This is a genomic window from Arthrobacter sp. G.S.26 (assembly GCF_050847375.1).
GTDB lineage: Bacteria > Actinomycetota > Actinomycetes > Actinomycetales > Micrococcaceae > Arthrobacter.
The window spans coordinates 3,073,298-3,092,255 of record NZ_CP193752.1; the positions used below are offsets into that span (position 1 = coordinate 3,073,298).

Below are 18,958 nucleotides of genomic sequence, written 5' to 3' on the forward strand. Positions count from 1 at the left end.
CCGGGCCTTGTCAGAACAGCTGTTCCTGGATGGCCGGGACCTCGGAGGCAAAGCTGCCCAGGACCACGGTCCGGGCCGCGAGCCTGCCAAGGTTCACCACAAAAGCGGCGTCCGAACCCGCCAGGTGCGCCAGGGCGTTGGTCCCGCTCAGCCCGGCCAACCGGAAGCCGTGCCCGCCGCCGTCCAGGGGGTGCGGATAGGCGTGCCGGGGCGTCGCGGCGCAGAGGGGCGCGGCCTGCGCCGGCCGGATCCACTGCTCCGCCACAGGGGTGTAGGGCTCGACGGCGGCGCGCGCCAGCAGGGTCCGCACCTCACCGGCGCGGCGGGCGTTGATGGCGTCGATCTCCGGCGCGGCCAGCGGCTGGAGCAGCGCTTCGGTTTTGGCTGCGGACCGGATCTGCTGGGTGAGGGCCAGGTCCGCGGTGACCTGGTCCTCCAGGACGCGGACGGCCCGGCCATCGGCCGTGTGGGCTACGTAGCGGGCTGCGACGGCGCCCTGCTCCGCCAACCGGTTCCACTTCCGCGGGCCGGAGGCGGTGCCCACTTTGGTGGCGCCGCCGGCGAAGGTGGCCACGTACAGCCAGTGCTCCTGCATGAGGTAGCTCCGCAGCCCGGGCGGGACCCGGCCGCCGCGGTGGAAGTCGTGGATCAGCCGGGAGTCGTCCAGCATAAAGCAGTGCCCGCACTGTTTGCCCTTGGTGGCCGGGCTGGCCTTGGCGCAACGGACGTGCGTGCGTGATCCGGCGGAGTGGACCACCTGGTGGCCCAGGCAGAACAGGCCCGGAGCCGCGACCCGGAAACCGAGCCTGCTCCCCGGAGCCAGCCCCACGTTGCGGAAGTCCCCCTCCGGTGACTGCAGGCGCAGGACCGGGGTGCCGCCGTCGGCCGCTGTTCCGGTTGCCGGCGGCCCATCCCAAAAGACCCCGTGGACCAGGTACGGGGCCACGGGGTCTTGGGAAGGTGCGGTGGAGGGCATTACAGCGCCGGCTGCACCCCGAAGGCCACGGCGAGCTTCATGATCTTTTCGGCGCGGCCCAGGCGGGGCAGGTCGGAGCCGTCACGGATGACGCGGCCGTTGGCCTCGAAGTCGTTCATGAAGTCGGTGGCCCAGGCGACGTCCGACGGGGTGGGGCTGATGACTTCGTTGATGACGGGGGTCTGGTCGATGGCCAGGCAGAGCTTGCCGGTCATGCCCATCATCACGGTGATCCCGGTCTGCTCGCGCAGGATGGGGTGGTTGGTGCCCACGGTGGGACCGTCGATGGGGCCCGGCAGGTTGCCCACGCGGCTGGCCACAACGAGTTTGGCGCGGGGGTAGGCCATGGCTTCGGCAGTGGCTGCCATGCCGGTGTCGCGGCGGAAGTCGCCGGAGCCGAAGGCCAGGCGGAAGGCGCCCTGGGCCTTGGCGATGTTGTTGGCTTCCTCGATGCCGATGGCGGATTCCACCAGCGGGATCACCGGGGTCTTGCCGTCCATGCGGTGGAAGCTTTCGGTGACCTGGTCCGCAGATTCGGTCTTGGCGAGCATAACGCCCAGCAGTCCGGGGGTGCCGCGGAGGCCGGCGAGGTCATCGGCCCAGAACGGGCTGGTGGCATCGTTGATGCGGACCCAGGCTTTGCCGCCCCCGGTGAGCCAGTCGATCACATGGCCGCGCGCCTGGTCCTTCTGCGAAGGGTCAACGGCATCTTCAATATCCAGGATGATCGAGTCGGCCCGCGACACCGCGGACTGGTCGAAGAGCTCGGTCTTCATGGCGTTGACAAGCAGCCAGGAGCGGGCGATTTCAGCGGGGATATTCCGTTCGGACCTTACGGTTTCGGTGGAAATGGTAGACGTCATGCCTCTACCGTATCTGGCGGGGGGCGCCCTGCGCGAAGCATTATGGGCCCGCGGACCGACCAATACGAACAAAACCGAATGTGACCGGCGCGCCACCCAACTGACTCGCAGTTGTTGTCGTTATGGGCGGTCAAAACGACAACAAGTGCGAGTCAGTTGGGGAGGGTCAGGGGATGTTGCTGCCCCGCGCAGTGACCCACAGGCCGTACCACTGCGCCCGGGTCATGGCAGCCGCCACCCGGGCCGCGTCGGCGCAGGCCTGGATCCGGGCCGGGTTCACCGTGCCGATCACGGGTGCGATCCCGGCCGGGTGCTTCATCAGCCAGCCCAGCAGGACGGACTCCCCCGTGGTGTCCAGTTCCGCGGCAAGGTCCGCCACGAGTGCTGCCGTGGCCAGGTCCGCCGGGCTGGCATCCGCGGGTGCGGCACCCGTGTACAGCCCACGCGCCAGGGCACCGTAGGCCTGCAGGGTCACGCCGTGGGCGGCACAGTATTCCAGCGTGCCGCGCGGGAAGCTGTAGGCCAGGTCCTCCGGATGGTTGACCAGCACCTGGCTTTCCAGCCAACCCCGCGCCAGCAGGCTCAGCTCCAGCTGGTTGGCCACCACCGGGGTGTCCAGCCGGTCCTGCAGCGCACCGATCTGCGCCCCGGACATGTTGGACACCCCCAGGTGCCGGACTTTCCCTTCTGCCATCAACTGCCCGACGGCGGCCGCCACCTCCGCGGGGTCCGCCAGCGGATCCGGGCGGTGCAGCAGCAGGACGTCGACGTAGTCCGTCTGCAGCCGGGCCAGGCTGCCGTTGACCCGTTCCAGGATGGCGTCCCGGCTCAGGTCGTAGTGCGTTTCCAGGCCGCGTTCGTTCAGCCTGATGCCGCACTTGGTCTGCAGCCGGATCCGGTCCCGCAGGCCCGGCGTGGCGGCCAGGACCTCGCCGAACACCTGCTCGGACTTGCCGTTGCGGTAAATGTCGGCATGGTCGAACAGCGTGATGCCAGCAGCCAGCGCGGCCTGGACGGCAGCGGAGGCCTCCGCTACCTGCTCCGGGCCGTACGGGTCATCGGACCAGCTGCCGCCCAGACCCATGCAGCCGTAGATCAGTTCCTGCATCAGGCTCCCCGCCGCCGGCGCACAGCAGGCATCAGCGCAGCCAGGCGGTGGTGTTGGCGGGCAGCTTGCCGTCCTCGAGCGGGCCGCTGGCCACCAGCACGGTACCGGCGGGAAGGTCGACGGCGGTATCCCCGAAGTTGGTGACCGACTGCCAGCCGCCGGGACGGCTGAAGTGCAGCACCTCCTGGTTGCCGGTTTTGTGCCAGGTGAGTTCCTCGGCACCCTGGAGTTCGCGGCGGAGCTTCAGGGCGGTCCGGTAGAGCTCCAGCGTGGAGCCGGGGGTGCCGTCCTGGGCCTCCACGGCGTAGGAGCTGAACCAGTCCGGCTGCGGCAGGTGGGCGCCGCCGTCACCGAAGCCGAAGGAGGTCCCCTCCACCTTCCACGGCAGCGGGACGCGGCAGCCGTCGCGACCAATCTCCACACCCTTGTTGCGGAAGAACGTGGGGTCCTGGCGCTCGGCGTCCGGAATGCCTGCCACTTCCTGCAGCCCGAGTTCCTCCCCCTGGTACAGGTAGGCGGAACCGGGAAGCGCGAGCATCAGCAGGGTCGCGGCACGGGCCCGGCGCTCACCGAGGGCCATGTCCAGGTCTGCTTCCGGTCCGCCGGCCAGGAGCCAGCCCTTGCCGTCCTGGCCCTTGGCGTGGTCTTTGCCCTTGGAGACCTGCGGCAGGCCGTAGCGGGTGGCGTGGCGGACCACGTCGTGGTTGGAGAAGACCCAGGTGGAGGATGCGCCGGTGGCCTCGGCCTCGGCCAGGTTCCGCGTGATGATCGCCTGGTATTCGTCGGCGTCGAAGTCGGCCTGCAGGAGGTCGAAGTTGAAGGCCTGACCCAGTCCTTCCGGGCTGGCGTAGCGGGCCCTGCGGGTGGCGTGCACCCAGGCCTCGGCCACAGCGGTGCGCGGCGGGTTGTACTCGTTGAACACCGCACGCCATTCGGCGTAGATCTCATGGACTTCGTCGCGGTCCCAGAACGGGTGCGAGCCATCCGGGAACCCGTCCGTGCCCGAGTTTGCCTCGGAGAGGTCCGCCTTGGCGATCAACGGTTCGGTCAGGTCCTTGGTGAGGGCATGCGCCACGTCCACGCGGAAGCCGTCCACGCCACGGTCAGACCAGAACCGGAGGGTCTTCAGGAAGTCGTCCCGGATTTCGCGGTTGGACCAGTTCAGGTCGGGCTGCTCCTTGGCGAAGATGTGCATGTACCACTGGCCCGGGGTGCCGTCCGGTTCCGTGATGCGTTCCCAGGCGGGGCCACCGAAGACGGAGTCCCAGTCCGACGGCGGGAGGTCGCCGTTTTCGCCCAACCCGTCGCGGAAGATGTAGCGGTCGCGGGCGGCTGAACCCTTGGGAGCGGCAAGCGCCTCCTGGAACCATACGTGCCGGTTGGACGAGTGGTTGGGGACGATGTCTGCGATCAGCTTGATGCCGGCGCCGTGCAGGGCAGCGGACATTTCGGCGAAGTCCGCCAGGGTGCCCAGCTTCGGATCCACATCGCGGTAATCGTCCACATCGTAGCCGCCGTCAGCGAGGGCGGAGGGATAGAACGGGCTCAGCCAGACGGCGTCGATGCCCAGTTCCTTGAGGTAGGGAACCTTGGCCGTGATGCCTTTGATGTCCCCCAGCCCGTCACCGTTCGAATCCGAAAAGCTGCGCGGATAGATCTGGTACACGGACGCCTGGCGCCACCAGTTCGCGTCAGTCAGGCGATCGGAGTCGGTCAGGGTTGCCAGCGTGGCGGTGGTGGGCAAGGGAGGTTCCTTTTCTTAAGTGGGGGTTATGTGGTGGCTTTGCCGTCTCTTCGGACAGTACCTATCCGCGGGCGGGCTGTAAACCATCGGGAAACGGCTTAAGGACGCGGGCCGGGCCCTGGCCAGAGTCAGCACCATCCCGCGGCCAACGATTTATTTTGATTCTAAATTTAGTTGTTCAAGTATTATGGCGGGCAGGCAATCGGAAGGTCAAGACGATGATGGACAGCACAGCGGCGACGCCCCAGCTGCTGCGGCGCGTCAGCTCCGGAGCAGTCCTCGGTTATATGCGCGCCTCGGCCGCCGTGACCGTCACCGAGATCATGGCCGCCACCGGCCTGACCCGGGCCACGGCCATCTCCGTGTGCGACGAGCTGGTCCAGCGCGGCTGGCTCCGGGAACTCGAGAACCAGCGCGCCCACGGGGACTACCGCAAAGGCCGGCCTGCCCGCCGCTTCGAGCTGGATGAACAAGCCGGCTGCGTGCTGGGCATGGACGTAGGTATCTCCAAAGCCACCGTGGTGGTGGCCGATCTCCGCGGTAACGTCCTGGGCCGTGCCACCTCGGCCTTTGCCGGGGCGGAAATCTCCGCCGGGGAACGCATCGCCGTCATTGACAGCACCGCCCTGCGGGTTCTCGAGTCCGTGGGCGCCACCCCGGACTCGGTCTTGGCCGTGTGCGCCGGCATCGCCGCCCCCGTGGACCGCCACGGTGAGGTGTTGCTCAGCCAGCGGTTCTGGGGATTGTTCGACGTCGGGCTCCGCGACGCCCTGCGCGACCGGCACGGCTGGAAGGTCCTGCTGGAAAATGACGCCAACCTCGCGGCACTCGGCGACCGGTGGCGCGGGGCAGCCATGGGCGTGGAGGACGTGGTGGTCATCCTGGGCAGCGAGCGGCTGGGCGCCGGCATTGTGGACGGCGGGCGGCTGTTGCACGGCCTGTCCGGCGGCGCCGGCGAGCTGGCGTTCCTGGACATGGTGGAAGGCGTGGGCGACACGTTCGGCATCGCCGCCCTCGCCAGGGACTGGGCAGCGGCGGAATTGGCCGCCGGCGCCAGCACCAGCCTGCGCCGGCATGCCGGCGCGGAGCAGGTTTTCGCCGCCGCTGCGGCGGGGGACGCCGTGGCGGTACTAATCCTGGACCGGATCGCAGACCGGATGGCCCGGGTGGTAGGCGCCGTGGGCACATTCCTGAACCCCGAGCTGGTGGTCATCGGCGGTGCCGTGGCCGGCTCGGCCGGTGTACTCCTGGCCCCCATCACGGAGCGGCTGGCGGAATTCACCGCCACTCCCCCGCGGGTGGCCGTCTCGCCGCTGGGCGACGCGATCGTCACCGTGGGTGCTGTGCGCTGCGCCCTGGACCATGTGGAGTCCAACTCCCTGGACCTGGAGCTGGCGGCAAACATCGGAGCCTGAGCCCGCCCGGGCCTCATTCGATCAAGTCCTATTCGGGCATGATCATGGTGCGCAGGTCCAGCTGCCGCAGCACCCTGTCCGCCACTTCCGGATCCATGTCCGGCTCGTTCCGGGCCAGCACCACTTCCTGCCGGGCCGCGTCCAGGGCGATGGTCTGCACGGCGATGGCCAGCTCCCGCCCACGTTCGCGTTTGTCCGCCAGCGGCTCGTTGCGCAAACTGCCGTCCAGCAGTTCGGCGTGCAGCCGCTTCATCCGTTCCCGGACCAGTGCCACCTTCTCCGGCGGCAGGTCCTTCATCAGGTCGTGCTGCTTCAGGGCAGCGACGGCGGCCGTCTGGGCCCGCTTGGCCAGCACCCGGGCGGCGTCCCGCTCCTCGGATCCGTCCTGGGAGGCGTTCAGCACCCGCATCAGCCACGGCAGCGTCAGCCCGGGCAGGACCAGGGTGGCCAGCAGCACGGCGCAGGCAATCACCAGCAGGTGGTCCCGGGCCGGGAACGGCGTCCCGTCCGCCAGGGTCAGCGGCAGGGCCAGGGCGAGTGCCAGGGTGGCCAGGCCACGCATGCCGCACCAGGTGAGGATCAGGACTTCCTTGGCCGAAGTGGGTTGCAGCAGGTTCTGCCGTTTCCGGGCCCCCATGGCCAGGATGGCCAGCCACAGGAAACGGGCAGCAAACACCAGGACGCAGACCACGGCGGCCACCCCCAGCATCCCGTAGATGGCGGACCCCTCGGCGTGGATGACCTGCCGGATCTCCAGCCCCACCAGCCCGAACGCCAGGCCCGTGACCAGCAGTTCCACCACGTCCCAGAACGCGGTCCGGGTGACCCGCTCAGCGGCGTCCTGCGGCCGGGAATGCCGCTGCATCTCCAGGGCCGTGACCACCACGGCGATCACACCCGAGGCGTGCACCTCCTCCGCGAGGATGTAGGCGGCAAACGGCACCACCAGGGTGACGGCGGTGCGGGCCACCATGGAGGTCACCAGCCTGGTGACCAGGGCAATCAGCCAGCCCATGGCGACGCCCACCACCACCGCAAGTGCCGCACCGATCACAAACTGCAGGACGACGTCGGGCGATATCCGGGTGCCGCCCACGGCAGCAGCCACGGCGGCCTGGAAGATGACGATGGCGGCGGCATCGTTGAAGAGGCCTTCACTCTGCAGGACGGTGATGAGCCGGCGTGGCATGTGGACCCGGCCGGCCACGGATTCAACGGCGACCGGGTCGGGCGGGGCCACCATGGCGCCCAGGGCGATCGCGGCGGGGATGCCGATGCCCGGGATCATCAGCCACGCGGCGCCGGCCACCACGGCGGTGCTGATGACCACCAGGGCCACCGCCATCATGATGAGTGTCCGCCAGCGGACCCGGAAAACGGCCCACGAACTTCGCTGGGCGGTGGCGAACAGCAGGGGCGGCAAAAAGATCGGCAGGATCAGTTCCGGCGCGATGTCCAGGTCCGGGAACCCCGGGATGAACGTCAGCCCCACGGCGAGCAGGAGCATCAGGACCGGGTAGGGAAGTCGCAGCCTGTCGCCCAGTCCCACAGCGAGCACCGTGGCCAGCAGAAGTCCGATGATAAGTGCCAACTGGCCCATGTGCCCACTTCCTGCAGCCGGGGCTGCCTGCAGGCGGTGGAACCTCCGGCCGCCCCGTCCACCCTATCCGCCGGGCCGGGGCGCCGGTGGTTAGTCCACCGACTCCAGCGCCGAGGACACGGGCAGTGAGCCGTCACGGAAGCTGATGGTCCGCTTGGCCGTTGCGGGCAGGTCCAGTACGGCGGCCGCGACGATGGCCACGTTGGTGCGGGACGTGTCGCCGCCGCCCTCGGGATCCGGATCCACCTCGATCCGGCCGGTGCCGGGGCCTTCAGTCAGGGTGCCGGGGCCCAGGATGGTCCAGGCCAGCTCCGTGCCGCGCAGGTATTCGTCAGCGTCCGCCTTGGCCTCGGCGTAAGCGAAGAAGCTGTTGCTTTCGGGGACGCCGTGGTCCTTGCCGGCGCCCAGGTAGGACACCATGACGTAGCGGTCGACGCCGGCCTCCGCCGCCGCGTCCATGGACCGGATGGCGGCATCACGGTCCACCGCATAGGTCCGTTCCGGGCTGCCCCCGCCGGCCCCGGCGGACCAGACCACGGCGTCAAGGCCCTGGAACGCGGCGGCGAGGTCCGCCGTCGTCGAGTTTTCAACGTCAAGGACCGACGGCGTTGCGCCCGTCGCCTCGACGTCGGCGCCATGGTCGGGGTTGCGGATGAATGAGGTGACGGTGTGGCCTTCGGCCGCCAGGAGGGTGGACAGGTGGAGGGCCACTTTGCCGTGGCCGCCGATGATTGCGATTCGGGTCATTGACCCATTCTGCCCTCAGGGACGGACAGCGTAGCGCAGATAAAGTACGCCGCTGGCGAACCGCCGCTGTTCCAGCAGCTCAAACCAGGCCGCCAGGCCTGCGGGCAGGAACGGCAGCCCGCCGCCCACGGCCACCGGAACAATGAAGAACCGGCATTCGTCCACCAGCCCGGCTGAGAGCGCCGCACCGGCAAGGGTGGGCCCGCCGATGCCGATGGTCCCCTCCGTGGCGTCCTTGAGCCTGCGGATGTCGTCCGGGCGGAACTCCCGCTCCAGGTGGGTCCGGGCGGTGGTCACGGCGTCCAGCGTGGCCGAGTACACGGTTTTGTCCGCCGCCTGCCAGATCCGGGCGTAGTCCTGGATCTGGGGTGCATCCGCCGGGCCGCCCATGTCCTCCCAGACCGACATGACCGCGTACATGCGGCGGCCAAAGAGGTAGGTCCCCACCTCCCGCTCAAGGTCGTTGATGAAGGAGTGAACCTCGGCGTCCGGGGCGCCCCAGTCGAACTTGCCCTGCCGGTCCGCGGTGTAGCCGTCCAGGGAGGCGATGGTGGAGTAGATCAGCTGGCCCATGCGCCCATTGTGCCCGCCTCAGGCCCTGCGGGCCATCACCAGCTGCTGGGCCAGGGTCCAGGCGTTCGAAGCCGTCCAGTACACCAGCACTCCGAGAGGGAAGTACACCCCGCCCACGGCGAACACCAGAGGCAGGACAAACAGCAGGCGCCGTTGCAGCCGCCCGGCCGGATCCAGGGCACTGCCAGGCAACGCCCTGGAGAGGACAGCACGCTGGGCCAACACCTGGCAGGCGGCCATCACCACGATCATGCCCACAGCAAGCAGGGCAACGGCGCCTGCCGCACCGCCACCATGAAGGAGGGACGCGGACAGCGGAGCACCGAAAATGGCGGCGGCATCGAACTGGACCACTCGCGCGGCGTCCAGCGCTGCGAGTCCTGCCCCGCTGCGTGCTGCAACGGGGATCCCGGACAGCACCTGGAATGCTGCCAGGAAGAAGGGCGCCTGGAGCAGCAACGGCAGGCACGCCGCAAACGGATTGGTGCTGTGCTCCTTGTAGAGCGCCATCTGCTCCTTTGCCAGCGCCTGCCGGGAGGCCGGATCCGTGCGGCCAGCATAGCCGTCCTGGAGGGCTTTCAGCCGTGGCTGCAGTTCTCGCATCCCCTCCTGCGCCCGGACCTGGGCCAGGAACAAGGGAAGCAGAACCGCCCGGAGCGCCAGCACCACACCGATGATGGCCAGGGTCCACGTCCAGCCGCTTTCTGCCGGCAGCCCCACGGCGGCCAGGCCGTCGTGAAAAAGCAGCAACGCGCCGGATACAAGCCACCTGAACGGCGCCAGCACCGCATCAGCAAAGTCCACCCAGTCCCCCCGCCGCCGGTTGCTGCCAAGCTACTGCGGATCCGGGCGCTTGTCACGGCTGCGGCTCCGGCCGGACAGCAAAAACCCCCGGCATCCTTGACGGATCCGGGGGTCTTGTCCTGTAGCGGTGGGGAGGCTCGATCTCCCGACCTCACGATTATGAGTCGTGCGCTCTAACCAACTGAGCTACACCGCCACGAATGAGAAAAACCTGCGCCAAGCCGGTCAAAACCGCCTTGACACAGGCCCTCATTCAGAGCCCCCCACCGGAATCGATCCGGTGACCTCGTTCTTACCAAGAACGCGCTCTACCACTGAGCTAGGGGGGCAACGAAGAAATACTCTACCGGAAGTTTCAGCTCCCAACAAATCGGCATCGGGACCCGTCCCCCGGGTCCGCAACAGTCGCGCCGGCGGCCTGCCTTGGGCCCGCTTTCCGCGCCAATACAGGCGTTCGGGACCGCTGGTGGCGCCCCGCACCGACGTGCCGCGCCGTCAAAAGACGTCCGACGGCGGCGATCCGGCCGCGGGATGTGGCGAGCCACACACCGAGCCGCCGGGTGCCCGTGCCCCGGCACCCGCGCGGCAGGGCGCCGTCGGCCGCTTGAAGACCTGGTTTAACGCAAAAGGATGGGCCGGCTCGAAAGCCGGCCCATCCTGGCAGCGTCAGACTAGCTGGCGTTTACCACTTGCCCTTGCGGTTGAAATCGCGCTGGCCGCCCTCGCCACGCGGCTTGCGTGAACCGTCGCCGTGGCCGCCGAAGCGGGAGTCGCTGGCCTGGCCGCGGCTGGCGCCGGACTCGGAACCGAAGGACCGCTCGGAACGCTCGCTGTAGGTGCGGCCGCCACGGTCAGCGGAGGAGCGCTCGCCGTCGTTCTTGCGGAAGTCCTTTTTGAACCCGCCGTTGCCCTTGAAGTTTCCGCCGCCGCTGCCGCCGCCGGAGTAACCGCCGCGGTCGCCGCCACGGTTGCCCTGGTACGCGCCTCGCTCGCCGCCGCCGGACGGCTTACGTCCGTTGTCCAGTTCGAGGTGGATCAGCTCGCCGCCGATCCGGGTGCGCGACAGTGCCTTCAGCTGGTCGGCGCTGAGGTCCGCGGGGAGCTCCACGAGGGAGTGGTCCGAGCGGATGTCGATGCCGCCGATCTGTGCGGAGGAGATGCCGCCTTCGTTGGCAATGGCGCCAACGATCGAACCGGGCATAACGCGCTGGCGGCGTCCCACGGCGATCCGGTAGGTGGCGTTGCCCTCGGTGAGGGTGCGGGTGGGGCCGCGGGAGCCGAAGCCGTCCTTGGCGCGTTCTCGCTTCTGGAACTCGGGAGCTGCGGGCAGTTCCTTGACCAGGAGCGGCTGGCCGCCCTGTGCCATAACGGCCAGTGCAGCGGCGATCTCCGCTGCCGGCACGTTGTGCTCTTCCTCGTAGGAGGAGATCAGGTCGCGGAAGGCCGAGACGTCCTGCGACGCCAGGGTTTCGGTGATCTTTTCGGCGAACTTGCCCAGGCGCAGGGTGTTGACCGTCTCGGCGGTGGGCAGGTGCATCTGCTCCACCGGCTGGCGGGTGGCCTTTTCAATGGACCGCAGCAGGTACTTCTCGCGCGGGGTCATGAACAGGATGGCGTCGCCGGAGCGGCCTGCACGGCCCGTGCGGCCGATGCGGTGCACGTAGGACTCGGTGTCGTGCGGGATGTCGTAGTTGACCACGTGGCTGATGCGCTCCACGTCGAGGCCACGGGCGGCGACGTCGGTGGCCACGAGGATGTCGATGCGGCCTTCCTTGAGTGCGTCAACGGTGCGCTCGCGCTGCTGCTGCGGGATGTCACCGTTGATGGCGGCGGCCTGGAAGCCCCGCGCCTTCAGCTTGTCGGCGAGGTCCTCGGTGGCCATCTTGGTGCGGACGAAGGCGATGACGCCGTCGAACTCTTCAACCTCGAGGATGCGGGTCAGGGCATCGAGCTTGTGCGGGCCCATGACCTGCAGGTACCGCTGGCGGGTGTTGGCGCCGGTGGTGGTCTTGGACTTCACCGAGATCTCGGCCGGGTTGTTCAGGTACTGCTTGGACATCCGGCGGATCTGGCTCGGCATGGTGGCGGAGAACAGAGCCACCTGGCGGTCCGAGGGGGTCTGCTGGAAGATCTGCTCAACGTCCTCGGCGAAGCCCATGCGGAGCATTTCGTCGGCTTCATCCAGCACCAGGTACTGGAGTTCGGACAGGTCCAGGGAACCCTTGGAGATGTGGTCGATCACGCGGCCGGGGGTACCGACAACAACCTGGGCGCCGCGGCGGAGGCCGGCAAGCTGCGGGCCGTAGGCCGAGCCGCCGTACACGGGGAGGACGGTGAAGTCGTCGATGTGCTTGGCGTAGGAGGTGAAGGCTTCGGCAACCTGGAGCGCGAGCTCGCGGGTGGGTGCCAGGACCAGGGCCTGGGTCTTGCGGGACGGGCCGTTCAGGTCGTGCAGTTCAGCAAGGCGGGACAGGGCCGGCACTGCGAATGCTGCAGTCTTGCCGGTACCGGTCTGCGCCAGGCCCACAACGTCGCGGCCCTCGAGCAGCAGCGGGATGGTGGCGGCCTGGATGGGTGAGGGCTTCTCGTAGCCAACATCCTGCAGGGCGGCCAGGACGCGGCCGTCGATGCCGAGGTCGGCGAACTTGATGCCGTCCTCGTCGTCGCCGGCTTCCGGGGCGGCGGCGGGGGCCTCTTCGGCGACGGGAGCCTGAGCGGCCGGCGCTTCTTCAGCAGCCGGCGCTTCTTCGACGGGTGCCTGTGCAGCCGGAGCCTCTTCGGCGGCGGGTGCTTCTTCAGCGGCGGGTGCTTCTTCAGCGGCCGGCGCTTCTTCAGCGGCCGGTGCTTCTTCGGCGGCGGGGGTGTTCAACGCGGGGGCGTCGCCGGCTTCGATGAAGGTGGCAGCGGCGTCGACGTGTTCGTTGTGATTTTCGGGCATAGGGAAGTGTTCCTCATCCATAGGGGGCCAGGCGGCACAACCCGAGGTGAGCGGAGCCGCAGTGCGTGTGACACGATGCGGCCGGGCAAACGTTGACCGGCCGGTCACTGGAAGTCCGGCGCTTTCGCAATCCCGTGGCAGGACTTCCCGCTGCATCTCTTGGCTGCTATCCCAGCAGTCTGTACAGCGTTTTCTTTAGCCGGCTCTCCCTATGAAAATGCCCGCATCGCTTGCGCGGGCCCCAACACTTGCCAGTCCTGCCTCAAAAATTGGGCAGGAATAAGGGATTTCCGGAGTGGGGGATATTTCAAGTGTACGGGACGGACCCGCAGGTATGTTAATCAGCGGGCACGACGGCGCCGGTGAGCTTGGCCACACGGCTGCGGCAGGGTCCCGGTGCAGTCCGCCGCCCCGCCTCACTGCGCGAGATGGCACTTCGCGGCAATGTCCGGCGCGGACATTGCCGCTAAGTGCCATCTCGCGCAGTGGAGGGGGCGGAGTCAGGACGAAAGCTGCCGCTGCAGCGCCTCGAACTTCTTCCTGAACTCGGGCTGCTGGAGCCGGATCTCGCCGTCGGCGTCTGCATCCTTCAAGGCCTCCATGGCCTCGGCGTCCGGCGCGCTGAACCACTGGCCCACCGTGATGCCGTGGGTGGGGATGAAAGTGCGGTGGATGTGGTCCCCCGCCTGGATGGTGCCGGTGCGAAGCACCCGGAGGTACGCGCCCACCCGGCCCGCCTCGGTGAACCGCTTGACGAGCCGGGCCTCGCCCAGGCGCCGCTGGAACGTGGCGCAGGGCGTGCGGGGGGAGGTAACCTCCACCTCAACATCCAGGCCGATCTTCCAGCGTTCGCCGATCACGGCTCCGGTGGCGTCCAGGCCCGCCACCCGCAGGTTCTCGCCGAAAACTCCGGGCGGCATGTCCCGCTGCAGCTCGTCTGCCCAGAAGTCAGCGTCCGCCTGGGAGTAGGCGTAAAGGGCCTGGTCCGGGCCGCCGTGGTGGACCCGGTTGGCCTGGATGTCGCCCTGCAGGCCCAGCCGGTGGACCTTGACCGGGCCGTCCGCCGCCCGCTTGTCGATGGCAGTCACGCCCACACTTGAAGCGTCGGGCAGGAGCTGATGGACTCGGCACACGGCAAGGAGGGACGGGGTTTCCATGGCTCCAGTGTAGGTCCCGGCAACTATGGGCAGTTCTCCCCTGTTTCCTGCTCGCCGCCTGAACCCCCAGGGACTACGCTGATTTCAGGATTGCTATTGGGGGTGCAGCGCTGTGCCCGTTTCGCGTGGACTACAGAGGGGGACCATTGGACCCGAACAAAGATCCGGAACCCGGCCAGGCTGGTGGCGGCGACGCCCAGGCCGGCAAGGGCAGCTCGCCCAAGCCACCGCCGTGGCAGGTCCCCAAGCCTGAGCTTCGCCCCGACCTGCTGAACGAACCCGTGGCCACGGTGGACCCGTTCGCGCAGGACCGGGAGAAGGAAGCCAAGGAGGGCGCCGCCCGCAAAAAACGTTCCCAGCGGCGCACCGTGGTGGTGGGCCTGGGCGTGACCGCGCTGCTGGCCGGCACCATCACCGCCGTGGTGGCCAGCAACCAGGACGATCCCGAATACGCGCAGGTCTGCTTCAACGACGAAACCGGCGAGCGCGTGGAGGACAGGAGCTGCGACAGTTCCGCCGGCCGCAGCGGCGGGATCTACGCCTGGTACTTCTACTCCCGGGGGGCCACCGTCCCGTCGGTGGGCCAGAACCGGTCCACCGCCCCCAACTACACGCGCACCGTTCCCAGCGGCGCCAAGGCCGCCACGGGCTACAAGTCCAGCGGCGGGACCGTTGACCGGGGCGGATTCGGCACCTCCGCCAAAAGCGGCGGCACCAAAGTGGGCGGCTGAACGTGCGGCGGATTGCCTCCGTGCCCCGACCCGGCTGGAAAGAGAAGATCGAGGAGCAGGGCCTGGTTTTCTCCACCACCACCATGGACGACGGGCGGAAGATCGAATACTGGAACGAGTCCGCGTACTACGAGTTCACCGCGGACGAGGTGGAAACCCTCGAAAACACTGCCGAAGAAATGCACCGGATGTGCCTGGAAGCCGCCAAGTACCTGGCCACTGGTGCCATGGGCGGGATCGGCATCGGCCAACAGGCCCTCGAGCTTGCCGGCGAGTCGCTGCTGGCCGCGGACGTGGACGTCTACGGCCGTTTCGACTTCATCTATGACGGCCACGGCGGACCGGCCAAGATGCTCGAGTACAACGCCGACACTCCCACGGGCCTGATCGAGGCATCCGTGGCGCAGTGGTTCTGGCTGCAGGACGTGTTCCCTGCCAAGGACCAGTGGAACGGCATCCACGAGGCCCTCATCCGGCAGTGGAAAAAGGTGCAGTACCGCACGGGCATGAGCACCCTGCACATTGCCCATTCCGAGGTGGAGGAATCCGGTGAGGACTGGATGACCGCCGCGTACATGCGGGACGTGGCCAGCCAGGCCGGGTGGACCACCATCGGCATCAACATGTCGGACATCGGCTGGGACCCCAACCTGAACCGGTTCGTGGACATGGACAACTTCATGATCAGCACCATGTTCAAGCTGTACCCCTGGGAGCTCATGATGAAGGAGCCGTTCGGGCACCGTCTGCTGGAACGCTCGCACAACCCGCGCTGGGTGGAACCCGCGTGGAAGATGCTGCTCTCCAACAAGGCCCTGCTGGCCGCCCTCTGGCATCTCTACCCGGACCACCCCAACCTGCTCCCGGCCTACCTGGACGGGCCCGGCCCGCTGAAGGAGTGGGTGGCCAAGCCGCTGCACGGCCGCGAAGGGGACAACATCCGGATCCAGGCCAACGGCATCAGCCTGGACCAGCCCGGCGATTACGGCCGTGAGGGCTGGTGCTACCAGCAGTACCACCAGCTCCCGGATTTTGACGGCAACCACCCGGTCCTGGGCCTGTGGGTGGTGGACGGCGAATCGGTGGGCTGCGGCATCCGCGAATCGGACGGCCCCATCACCGACTACTTCTGCCGCTTTGTGCCCAACACCATCGACGCGCCCGCGCCGCTTTCGGCCCAGGCCAACACCAGCAAGGCAGGGATCGCACTATGAGCACGGAAACCACAACGGCGGGAGGCCCGGGCGGTGCGCCCGGCGCCGGCGTCCCCGCCAAGGGCCTCCGGGCAGGCATCCTGGACCTGGGCGACTCCGTCATGCTGGGGCTGGCGTCCACGGCCCCGGTCTACTCCCTGGCCGCAACCCTGGGCCTCATCGTGGCCATCAACGGCAACTACACGCCGCTGATCCTGCTGCTGGGGTTCATCCCCGTCCTGTTCATCGCCTTCGCGTTCCGGGAACTGAACAGCGCCATGCCGGACTGCGGCACCACCTTCACCTGGTCCCAGCGTGCCTTCGGGCCGTGGGCAGGCTGGCTGGGCGGCTGGGGTGTGGCGCTCGCCGGGATTGTGGTCCTGGCCAACCTGGCCCAGGTGGCCGGGCAGTACCTGTGGCTGCTGATCGGCGACGGCTCCCTGGCGGGCAACAAAGTGGTGGTCACGGGCACCGGCCTGCTGTTCATCGTCCTGATGACCCTGGTGAATTACCGCGGCATCCGGCTGGGCGAACACGTCCAGCGGGTCCTGACCTACGTCCAGTACATCGCGCTGGGCATCTTCGCCCTGGCCATCGTCATCCGCATCACGGCCGGTCCGCCGGAGGGCCAGGCGTTCGACTTCGAGTGGTTCAACCCGGCCGGCGCCTTTGCCGATCCGGGGGCCGTGGTGCATGGCGCCCTGCTGGCCCTGTTCATCTACTGGGGGTGGGATACCTGCCTGGCCGTGAACGAGGAAACGGAGAACCCCGCCACCACACCGGGCCGCGGCGCGGTGATTTCCGCCGTCGTACTGGTGGCCATTTACGTCTCCGTGGCGCTGCTGGTGATGATGTACGCCACGGTGGGCCCGGACGGCATCGGGCTGGGCAACGAAGCCAACCAGGCGGATGTTTTCCTGGCCATGAAGGACGTGGTGCTGGGGCCGTGGGGCTGGCTGATGGTGGTGGCCGTGCTGGCGTCGGTGCTGTCCTCCACGCAGACCACCATCCTGCCCACTGCCCGCGGCACCCTGTCCATGGGGGTGCACGGGGCGCTGCCGGCGAAATTCGGCGAGGTTCATTCGAAGAACCAGACGCCCGGGTTCTCCACCCAGGTGATGGGCGGCGCGGCGGCGGTGTACTACGTGGCCATGAGCTTCCTGAGCGAGAACCTGCTGGCCGATTCCATCAGCGCCATCAGCCTGTTCATCGCCTTCTACTACGCGCTCACCGGCTTCGCCTGCTTCTGGTACTTCCGCGGCACCCTGCGCGATTCGGCCCGGAACCTGTGGTTCCGCGGCATCCTGCCGCTGCTGGGCGCACTGGTCCTGACCGCCGCGTTCTTCATCTCGGCGGTGCAGATGTGGGACCCCGCGTATGGCGACACCAGCATCTTCGGCGTCGGCGGCGCCTTCATCAGCGGCGTGGTGCTGCTGGCCCTGGGTGTGGTGCTGGCCGCGGTGTGCCGGTTCCTGCCGTCGACGCGGGGGTACTTCACGGGGTCCGCCCACCCCAAGTAACTCGCAGTTGTTGTCGTTTTGGGGGCTCAAAACGACAACAACTGCGAGCCAGTTGGGTGGCTACGCCGAGAAGCCGCCGTCGGACTTGATCAGCTGGCCCGACACCCACCGGCCCGCCGGCGACAGCAGGAACGCCACGGTCCCGGCGACGTCCGCCGGGGTGCCCAGCCTGCCGGTGGGCTGGTGACGCACGACGGCGTCCCGCACCGTGTCGTCCATCCAGCCGGTATCCACGGGGCCGGGATTGAGGACATTCGCTGAGATGCCCTGCGCACCGAGTTCGCGGGCGGCGGCGATGACGATCCGGTCCAGGGCGCCCTTGGATGCCCCGTAGGGGAGGTTGAACGCTGTGTGGTCGCTGGTCAGGGCAACGATGGCGCCGCCGTCGTCCGGTGCCTGCCGGGCGAACGCCGCGATGAGCTGCCAGCTGGCGCGGGTGTTGACGGCGAAATGCCGGTCGAAGGACTCGACAGTGGTGTCCAGGATTCCGGAGTCCACCGATTCGGTGTGGCTGAGCACCATCCCCTGCAGCGGCCCGGCAGCCTGCACGGCCGCTGCCATCAGCTGTCCCGGACCGGCCGGATCCTCCAGGTCCACGGGCAGCAGGTGGACCTGCGCTCCGATGGCCTCCAGCTCCGCCGTCAGCCGGACCACATCCTCCGGTTCGCTGCCCCACGGCATCCGGGCGTCGTAGGCCTGCCAGTAGGACAGCACCAGGTCCCAGCCGTCAGCCGCGAGCTGCCGGGCGATGCCGGCGCCGATGCCTGCCAGCCTTCCCGCGCCGGTGACCAGGGCAGTCTTGCGGAGGGCGCCTTCTGCGGGAGAGTCCATGGTTCCAGCCTAGTAGGACCGCGCGTGGCCGTTCGGTGCCCGGCCGTCAGTCCGGCAGCATCACCAGCCGGAGGTACCCGCTGAGGCACTCGGACATATCTACGCTGCCCGGGGCCAGCAGCCATTGGGTCTGGATTCCGTCCCACAGGGCAATCAGGGACGCTGCCGCAACCTCCGGGTCCACCCCCGGACGGAGGCGCCCGTCCGCGGCGAGTCCGTTGAACTGGCGGGCATAGCTGCTGCGGAGCCGCTCGAACCGGTCCACAAAAAACTGCCGGCCCGGGTTGGCGTCCGTCAGTGACTCCGCGCACAGGACCGTGTAGAGCTCCAGGACGCCGGGCACTCCTTCGTTGAACCGGACCTGCCGGAGCACCGCATCCACGATGGTCTCCTCGAGGCCGGCTACCGGCGTCCCGTCCCCGCTGATGAAGTCACGCCAGGTGAGCACCGCCATCAGCAGGCTGCTCTTTGACGGAAAGTAGTGCAGCAGGCTGGTCTGGCTCATCCCTGCCCGGTCCGCGACGTCCTGCAGGGTCCCACCGCGGTAGCCCCGGGCAGCGAACACCGAGTGGGCGGCGGCGAGGATGGCCTCCCGCCGTTGGGTGGATTTCGCGTAAGGGCCGCGCCGGGCAGGGTCGCTGCCCGTCTTTGTGCTCATAAAAAGCGAGTGTACAGGCGCGCAGCAAAAGGTGCCCCGCGAAATTCGAGCGGCTACTCGAATTTGTGCTAGCGTGTCTTCCACTTGCCACCGGGGGTGC

The 18,958-nt window shown here is 68.3% G+C and carries 16 protein-coding genes and 2 tRNA genes; 4 read left to right on the top strand and 14 right to left on the bottom strand.

Annotation, left to right across the window (positions count from 1 at the left end; genetic code table 11):
• Nucleotides 1–10: 10 nt before the first annotated feature.
• From ACRB8A_RS14105 to ACRB8A_RS14120, 4 genes are all read right to left on the bottom strand, one after another.
• Nucleotides 11–976: a DUF2797 domain-containing protein gene (locus tag ACRB8A_RS14105; protein WP_432244901.1), complete on the bottom strand. Its 966-nt coding sequence runs from the start codon at nucleotides 974–976 to the stop codon at nucleotides 11–13.
• The gene (locus tag ACRB8A_RS14110) at nucleotides 976–1,839 is read right to left on the bottom strand and encodes an HpcH/HpaI aldolase/citrate lyase family protein (protein WP_050685332.1); all 864 of its coding nucleotides are present in this window, start codon (nucleotides 1,837–1,839) and stop codon (nucleotides 976–978) included. The genes ACRB8A_RS14105 and ACRB8A_RS14110 overlap by 1 nt, the downstream gene beginning before the upstream one ends.
• A 166-nt stretch (nucleotides 1,840–2,005) precedes the next feature.
• A complete protein-coding gene (locus tag ACRB8A_RS14115; RefSeq protein WP_056596924.1) occupies nucleotides 2,006–2,947 on the bottom strand; it encodes an aldo/keto reductase in 942 nt (313 codons plus the stop codon).
• A 31-nt stretch (nucleotides 2,948–2,978) separates the two neighbouring features.
• Entirely contained in the window at nucleotides 2,979–4,691 is a 1,713-nt protein-coding gene (locus ACRB8A_RS14120; protein ID WP_285240625.1) for a glycoside hydrolase family 13 protein, read from the bottom strand.
• A 218-nt stretch (nucleotides 4,692–4,909) separates the two neighbouring features.
• On the opposite strand from ACRB8A_RS14120, the gene ACRB8A_RS14125 reads away from it, so the two are divergent.
• Nucleotides 4,910–6,106 carry an ROK family transcriptional regulator gene (locus ACRB8A_RS14125; protein WP_285240624.1) on the top strand — a complete coding sequence of 399 codons (1,197 nt, stop codon included), beginning with the start codon at nucleotides 4,910–4,912 and terminating at the stop codon, nucleotides 6,104–6,106.
• A gap of 28 nt (nucleotides 6,107–6,134) precedes the next feature.
• Here ACRB8A_RS14125 and ACRB8A_RS14130 read toward each other — a convergent pair whose 3' ends face one another.
• The 8 genes from ACRB8A_RS14130 to ACRB8A_RS14165 form a co-directional block, all read right to left on the bottom strand.
• Nucleotides 6,135–7,706: a Na+/H+ antiporter gene (locus tag ACRB8A_RS14130; RefSeq protein WP_056596919.1), complete on the bottom strand. Its 1,572-nt coding sequence runs from the start codon at nucleotides 7,704–7,706 to the stop codon at nucleotides 6,135–6,137.
• Between the two features lie 90 nt (nucleotides 7,707–7,796).
• Nucleotides 7,797–8,453: an SDR family oxidoreductase gene (locus ACRB8A_RS14135; protein ID WP_050685337.1), complete on the bottom strand. Its 657-nt coding sequence runs from the start codon at nucleotides 8,451–8,453 to the stop codon at nucleotides 7,797–7,799.
• A gap of 15 nt (nucleotides 8,454–8,468) precedes the next feature.
• The gene (locus ACRB8A_RS14140; RefSeq protein ID WP_285240623.1) at nucleotides 8,469–9,026 is read right to left on the bottom strand and encodes a dihydrofolate reductase family protein; all 558 of its coding nucleotides are present in this window, start codon (nucleotides 9,024–9,026) and stop codon (nucleotides 8,469–8,471) included.
• 18 nt (nucleotides 9,027–9,044) lie between these two features.
• A complete protein-coding gene (gene yidC / locus ACRB8A_RS14145) occupies nucleotides 9,045–9,830 on the bottom strand; it encodes a membrane protein insertase YidC (RefSeq protein WP_432244902.1) in 786 nt (261 codons plus the stop codon).
• 122 nt (nucleotides 9,831–9,952) lie between these two features.
• Nucleotides 9,953–10,026: transfer RNA gene (locus ACRB8A_RS14150), tRNA-Met, on the bottom strand.
• A 61-nt stretch (nucleotides 10,027–10,087) separates the two neighbouring features.
• Nucleotides 10,088–10,159, bottom strand: a tRNA-Thr gene (locus ACRB8A_RS14155).
• Between the two features lie 353 nt (nucleotides 10,160–10,512).
• Nucleotides 10,513–12,768 (bottom strand): DEAD/DEAH box helicase, encoded by a 2,256-nt coding sequence (locus tag ACRB8A_RS14160; RefSeq protein WP_432244903.1) that lies wholly within the window; start codon nucleotides 12,766–12,768, stop codon nucleotides 10,513–10,515.
• A 500-nt stretch (nucleotides 12,769–13,268) separates the two neighbouring features.
• Nucleotides 13,269–13,925, bottom strand: a complete 657-nt coding sequence (locus ACRB8A_RS14165; RefSeq protein WP_050685340.1) for an MOSC domain-containing protein — start codon at nucleotides 13,923–13,925, stop codon at nucleotides 13,269–13,271.
• Between the two features lie 146 nt (nucleotides 13,926–14,071).
• Between ACRB8A_RS14165 and ACRB8A_RS14170 the strand changes: the two genes are divergently transcribed.
• The 3 genes from ACRB8A_RS14170 to ACRB8A_RS14180 are packed head-to-tail and all read left to right on the top strand — an operon-like array spanning nucleotide 14,072 to nucleotide 17,369.
• Nucleotides 14,072–14,656, top strand: a complete 585-nt coding sequence (locus ACRB8A_RS14170) for a hypothetical protein (RefSeq protein WP_050685341.1) — start codon at nucleotides 14,072–14,074, stop codon at nucleotides 14,654–14,656.
• A gap of 2 nt (nucleotides 14,657–14,658) precedes the next feature.
• Nucleotides 14,659–15,870, top strand: a complete 1,212-nt coding sequence (locus tag ACRB8A_RS14175; protein WP_432244904.1) for a glutathionylspermidine synthase family protein — start codon at nucleotides 14,659–14,661, stop codon at nucleotides 15,868–15,870.
• The gene (locus ACRB8A_RS14180; RefSeq protein ID WP_432244905.1) at nucleotides 15,867–17,369 is read left to right on the top strand and encodes an APC family permease; all 1,503 of its coding nucleotides are present in this window, start codon (nucleotides 15,867–15,869) and stop codon (nucleotides 17,367–17,369) included. The genes ACRB8A_RS14175 and ACRB8A_RS14180 overlap by 4 nt, the downstream gene beginning before the upstream one ends.
• Nucleotides 17,370–17,429: 60 nt before the next feature.
• On the opposite strand, the gene ACRB8A_RS14185 is transcribed toward ACRB8A_RS14180, so the two are convergent.
• Complete coding sequence (locus tag ACRB8A_RS14185) at nucleotides 17,430–18,200, bottom strand: SDR family oxidoreductase (protein WP_056596904.1); 771 nt, start codon at nucleotides 18,198–18,200, stop codon at nucleotides 17,430–17,432.
• Nucleotides 18,201–18,246: 46 nt separating this feature from the next.
• Nucleotides 18,247–18,858 carry a TetR/AcrR family transcriptional regulator gene (locus tag ACRB8A_RS14190; RefSeq protein WP_050685345.1) on the bottom strand — a complete coding sequence of 204 codons (612 nt, stop codon included), beginning with the start codon at nucleotides 18,856–18,858 and terminating at the stop codon, nucleotides 18,247–18,249.
• Nucleotides 18,859–18,958: the final 100 nt, after the last annotated feature.

Excerpts from the sequence above, each read along its gene's own strand:
- ACRB8A_RS14160 (WP_432244903.1), bottom strand. The coding sequence starts at position 12,768 with ATGCCCGAAAATCACAACGAACACGTCGACGCCGCTGCCACCTTCATC.
- ACRB8A_RS14190 (WP_050685345.1), bottom strand. The coding sequence starts at position 18,858 with ATGAGCACAAAGACGGGCAGCGACCCTGCCCGGCGCGGCCCTTACGCG.
- ACRB8A_RS14110 (WP_050685332.1), bottom strand. The coding sequence starts at position 1,839 with ATGACGTCTACCATTTCCACCGAAACCGTAAGGTCCGAACGGAATATC.
- ACRB8A_RS14140 (WP_285240623.1), bottom strand. The coding sequence starts at position 9,026 with ATGGGCCAGCTGATCTACTCCACCATCGCCTCCCTGGACGGCTACACC.
- ACRB8A_RS14135 (WP_050685337.1), bottom strand. The coding sequence starts at position 8,453 with ATGACCCGAATCGCAATCATCGGCGGCCACGGCAAAGTGGCCCTCCAC.
- ACRB8A_RS14130 (WP_056596919.1), bottom strand. The coding sequence starts at position 7,706 with ATGGGCCAGTTGGCACTTATCATCGGACTTCTGCTGGCCACGGTGCTC.
- ACRB8A_RS14105 (WP_432244901.1), bottom strand. The coding sequence starts at position 976 with ATGCCCTCCACCGCACCTTCCCAAGACCCCGTGGCCCCGTACCTGGTC.
- ACRB8A_RS14115 (WP_056596924.1), bottom strand. The coding sequence starts at position 2,947 with ATGCAGGAACTGATCTACGGCTGCATGGGTCTGGGCGGCAGCTGGTCC.
- ACRB8A_RS14180 (WP_432244905.1), top strand. The coding sequence starts at position 15,867 with ATGAGCACGGAAACCACAACGGCGGGAGGCCCGGGCGGTGCGCCCGGC.
- ACRB8A_RS14125 (WP_285240624.1), top strand. The coding sequence starts at position 4,910 with ATGATGGACAGCACAGCGGCGACGCCCCAGCTGCTGCGGCGCGTCAGC.
- ACRB8A_RS14185 (WP_056596904.1), bottom strand. The coding sequence starts at position 18,200 with ATGGACTCTCCCGCAGAAGGCGCCCTCCGCAAGACTGCCCTGGTCACC.
- ACRB8A_RS14165 (WP_050685340.1), bottom strand. The coding sequence starts at position 13,925 with ATGGAAACCCCGTCCCTCCTTGCCGTGTGCCGAGTCCATCAGCTCCTG.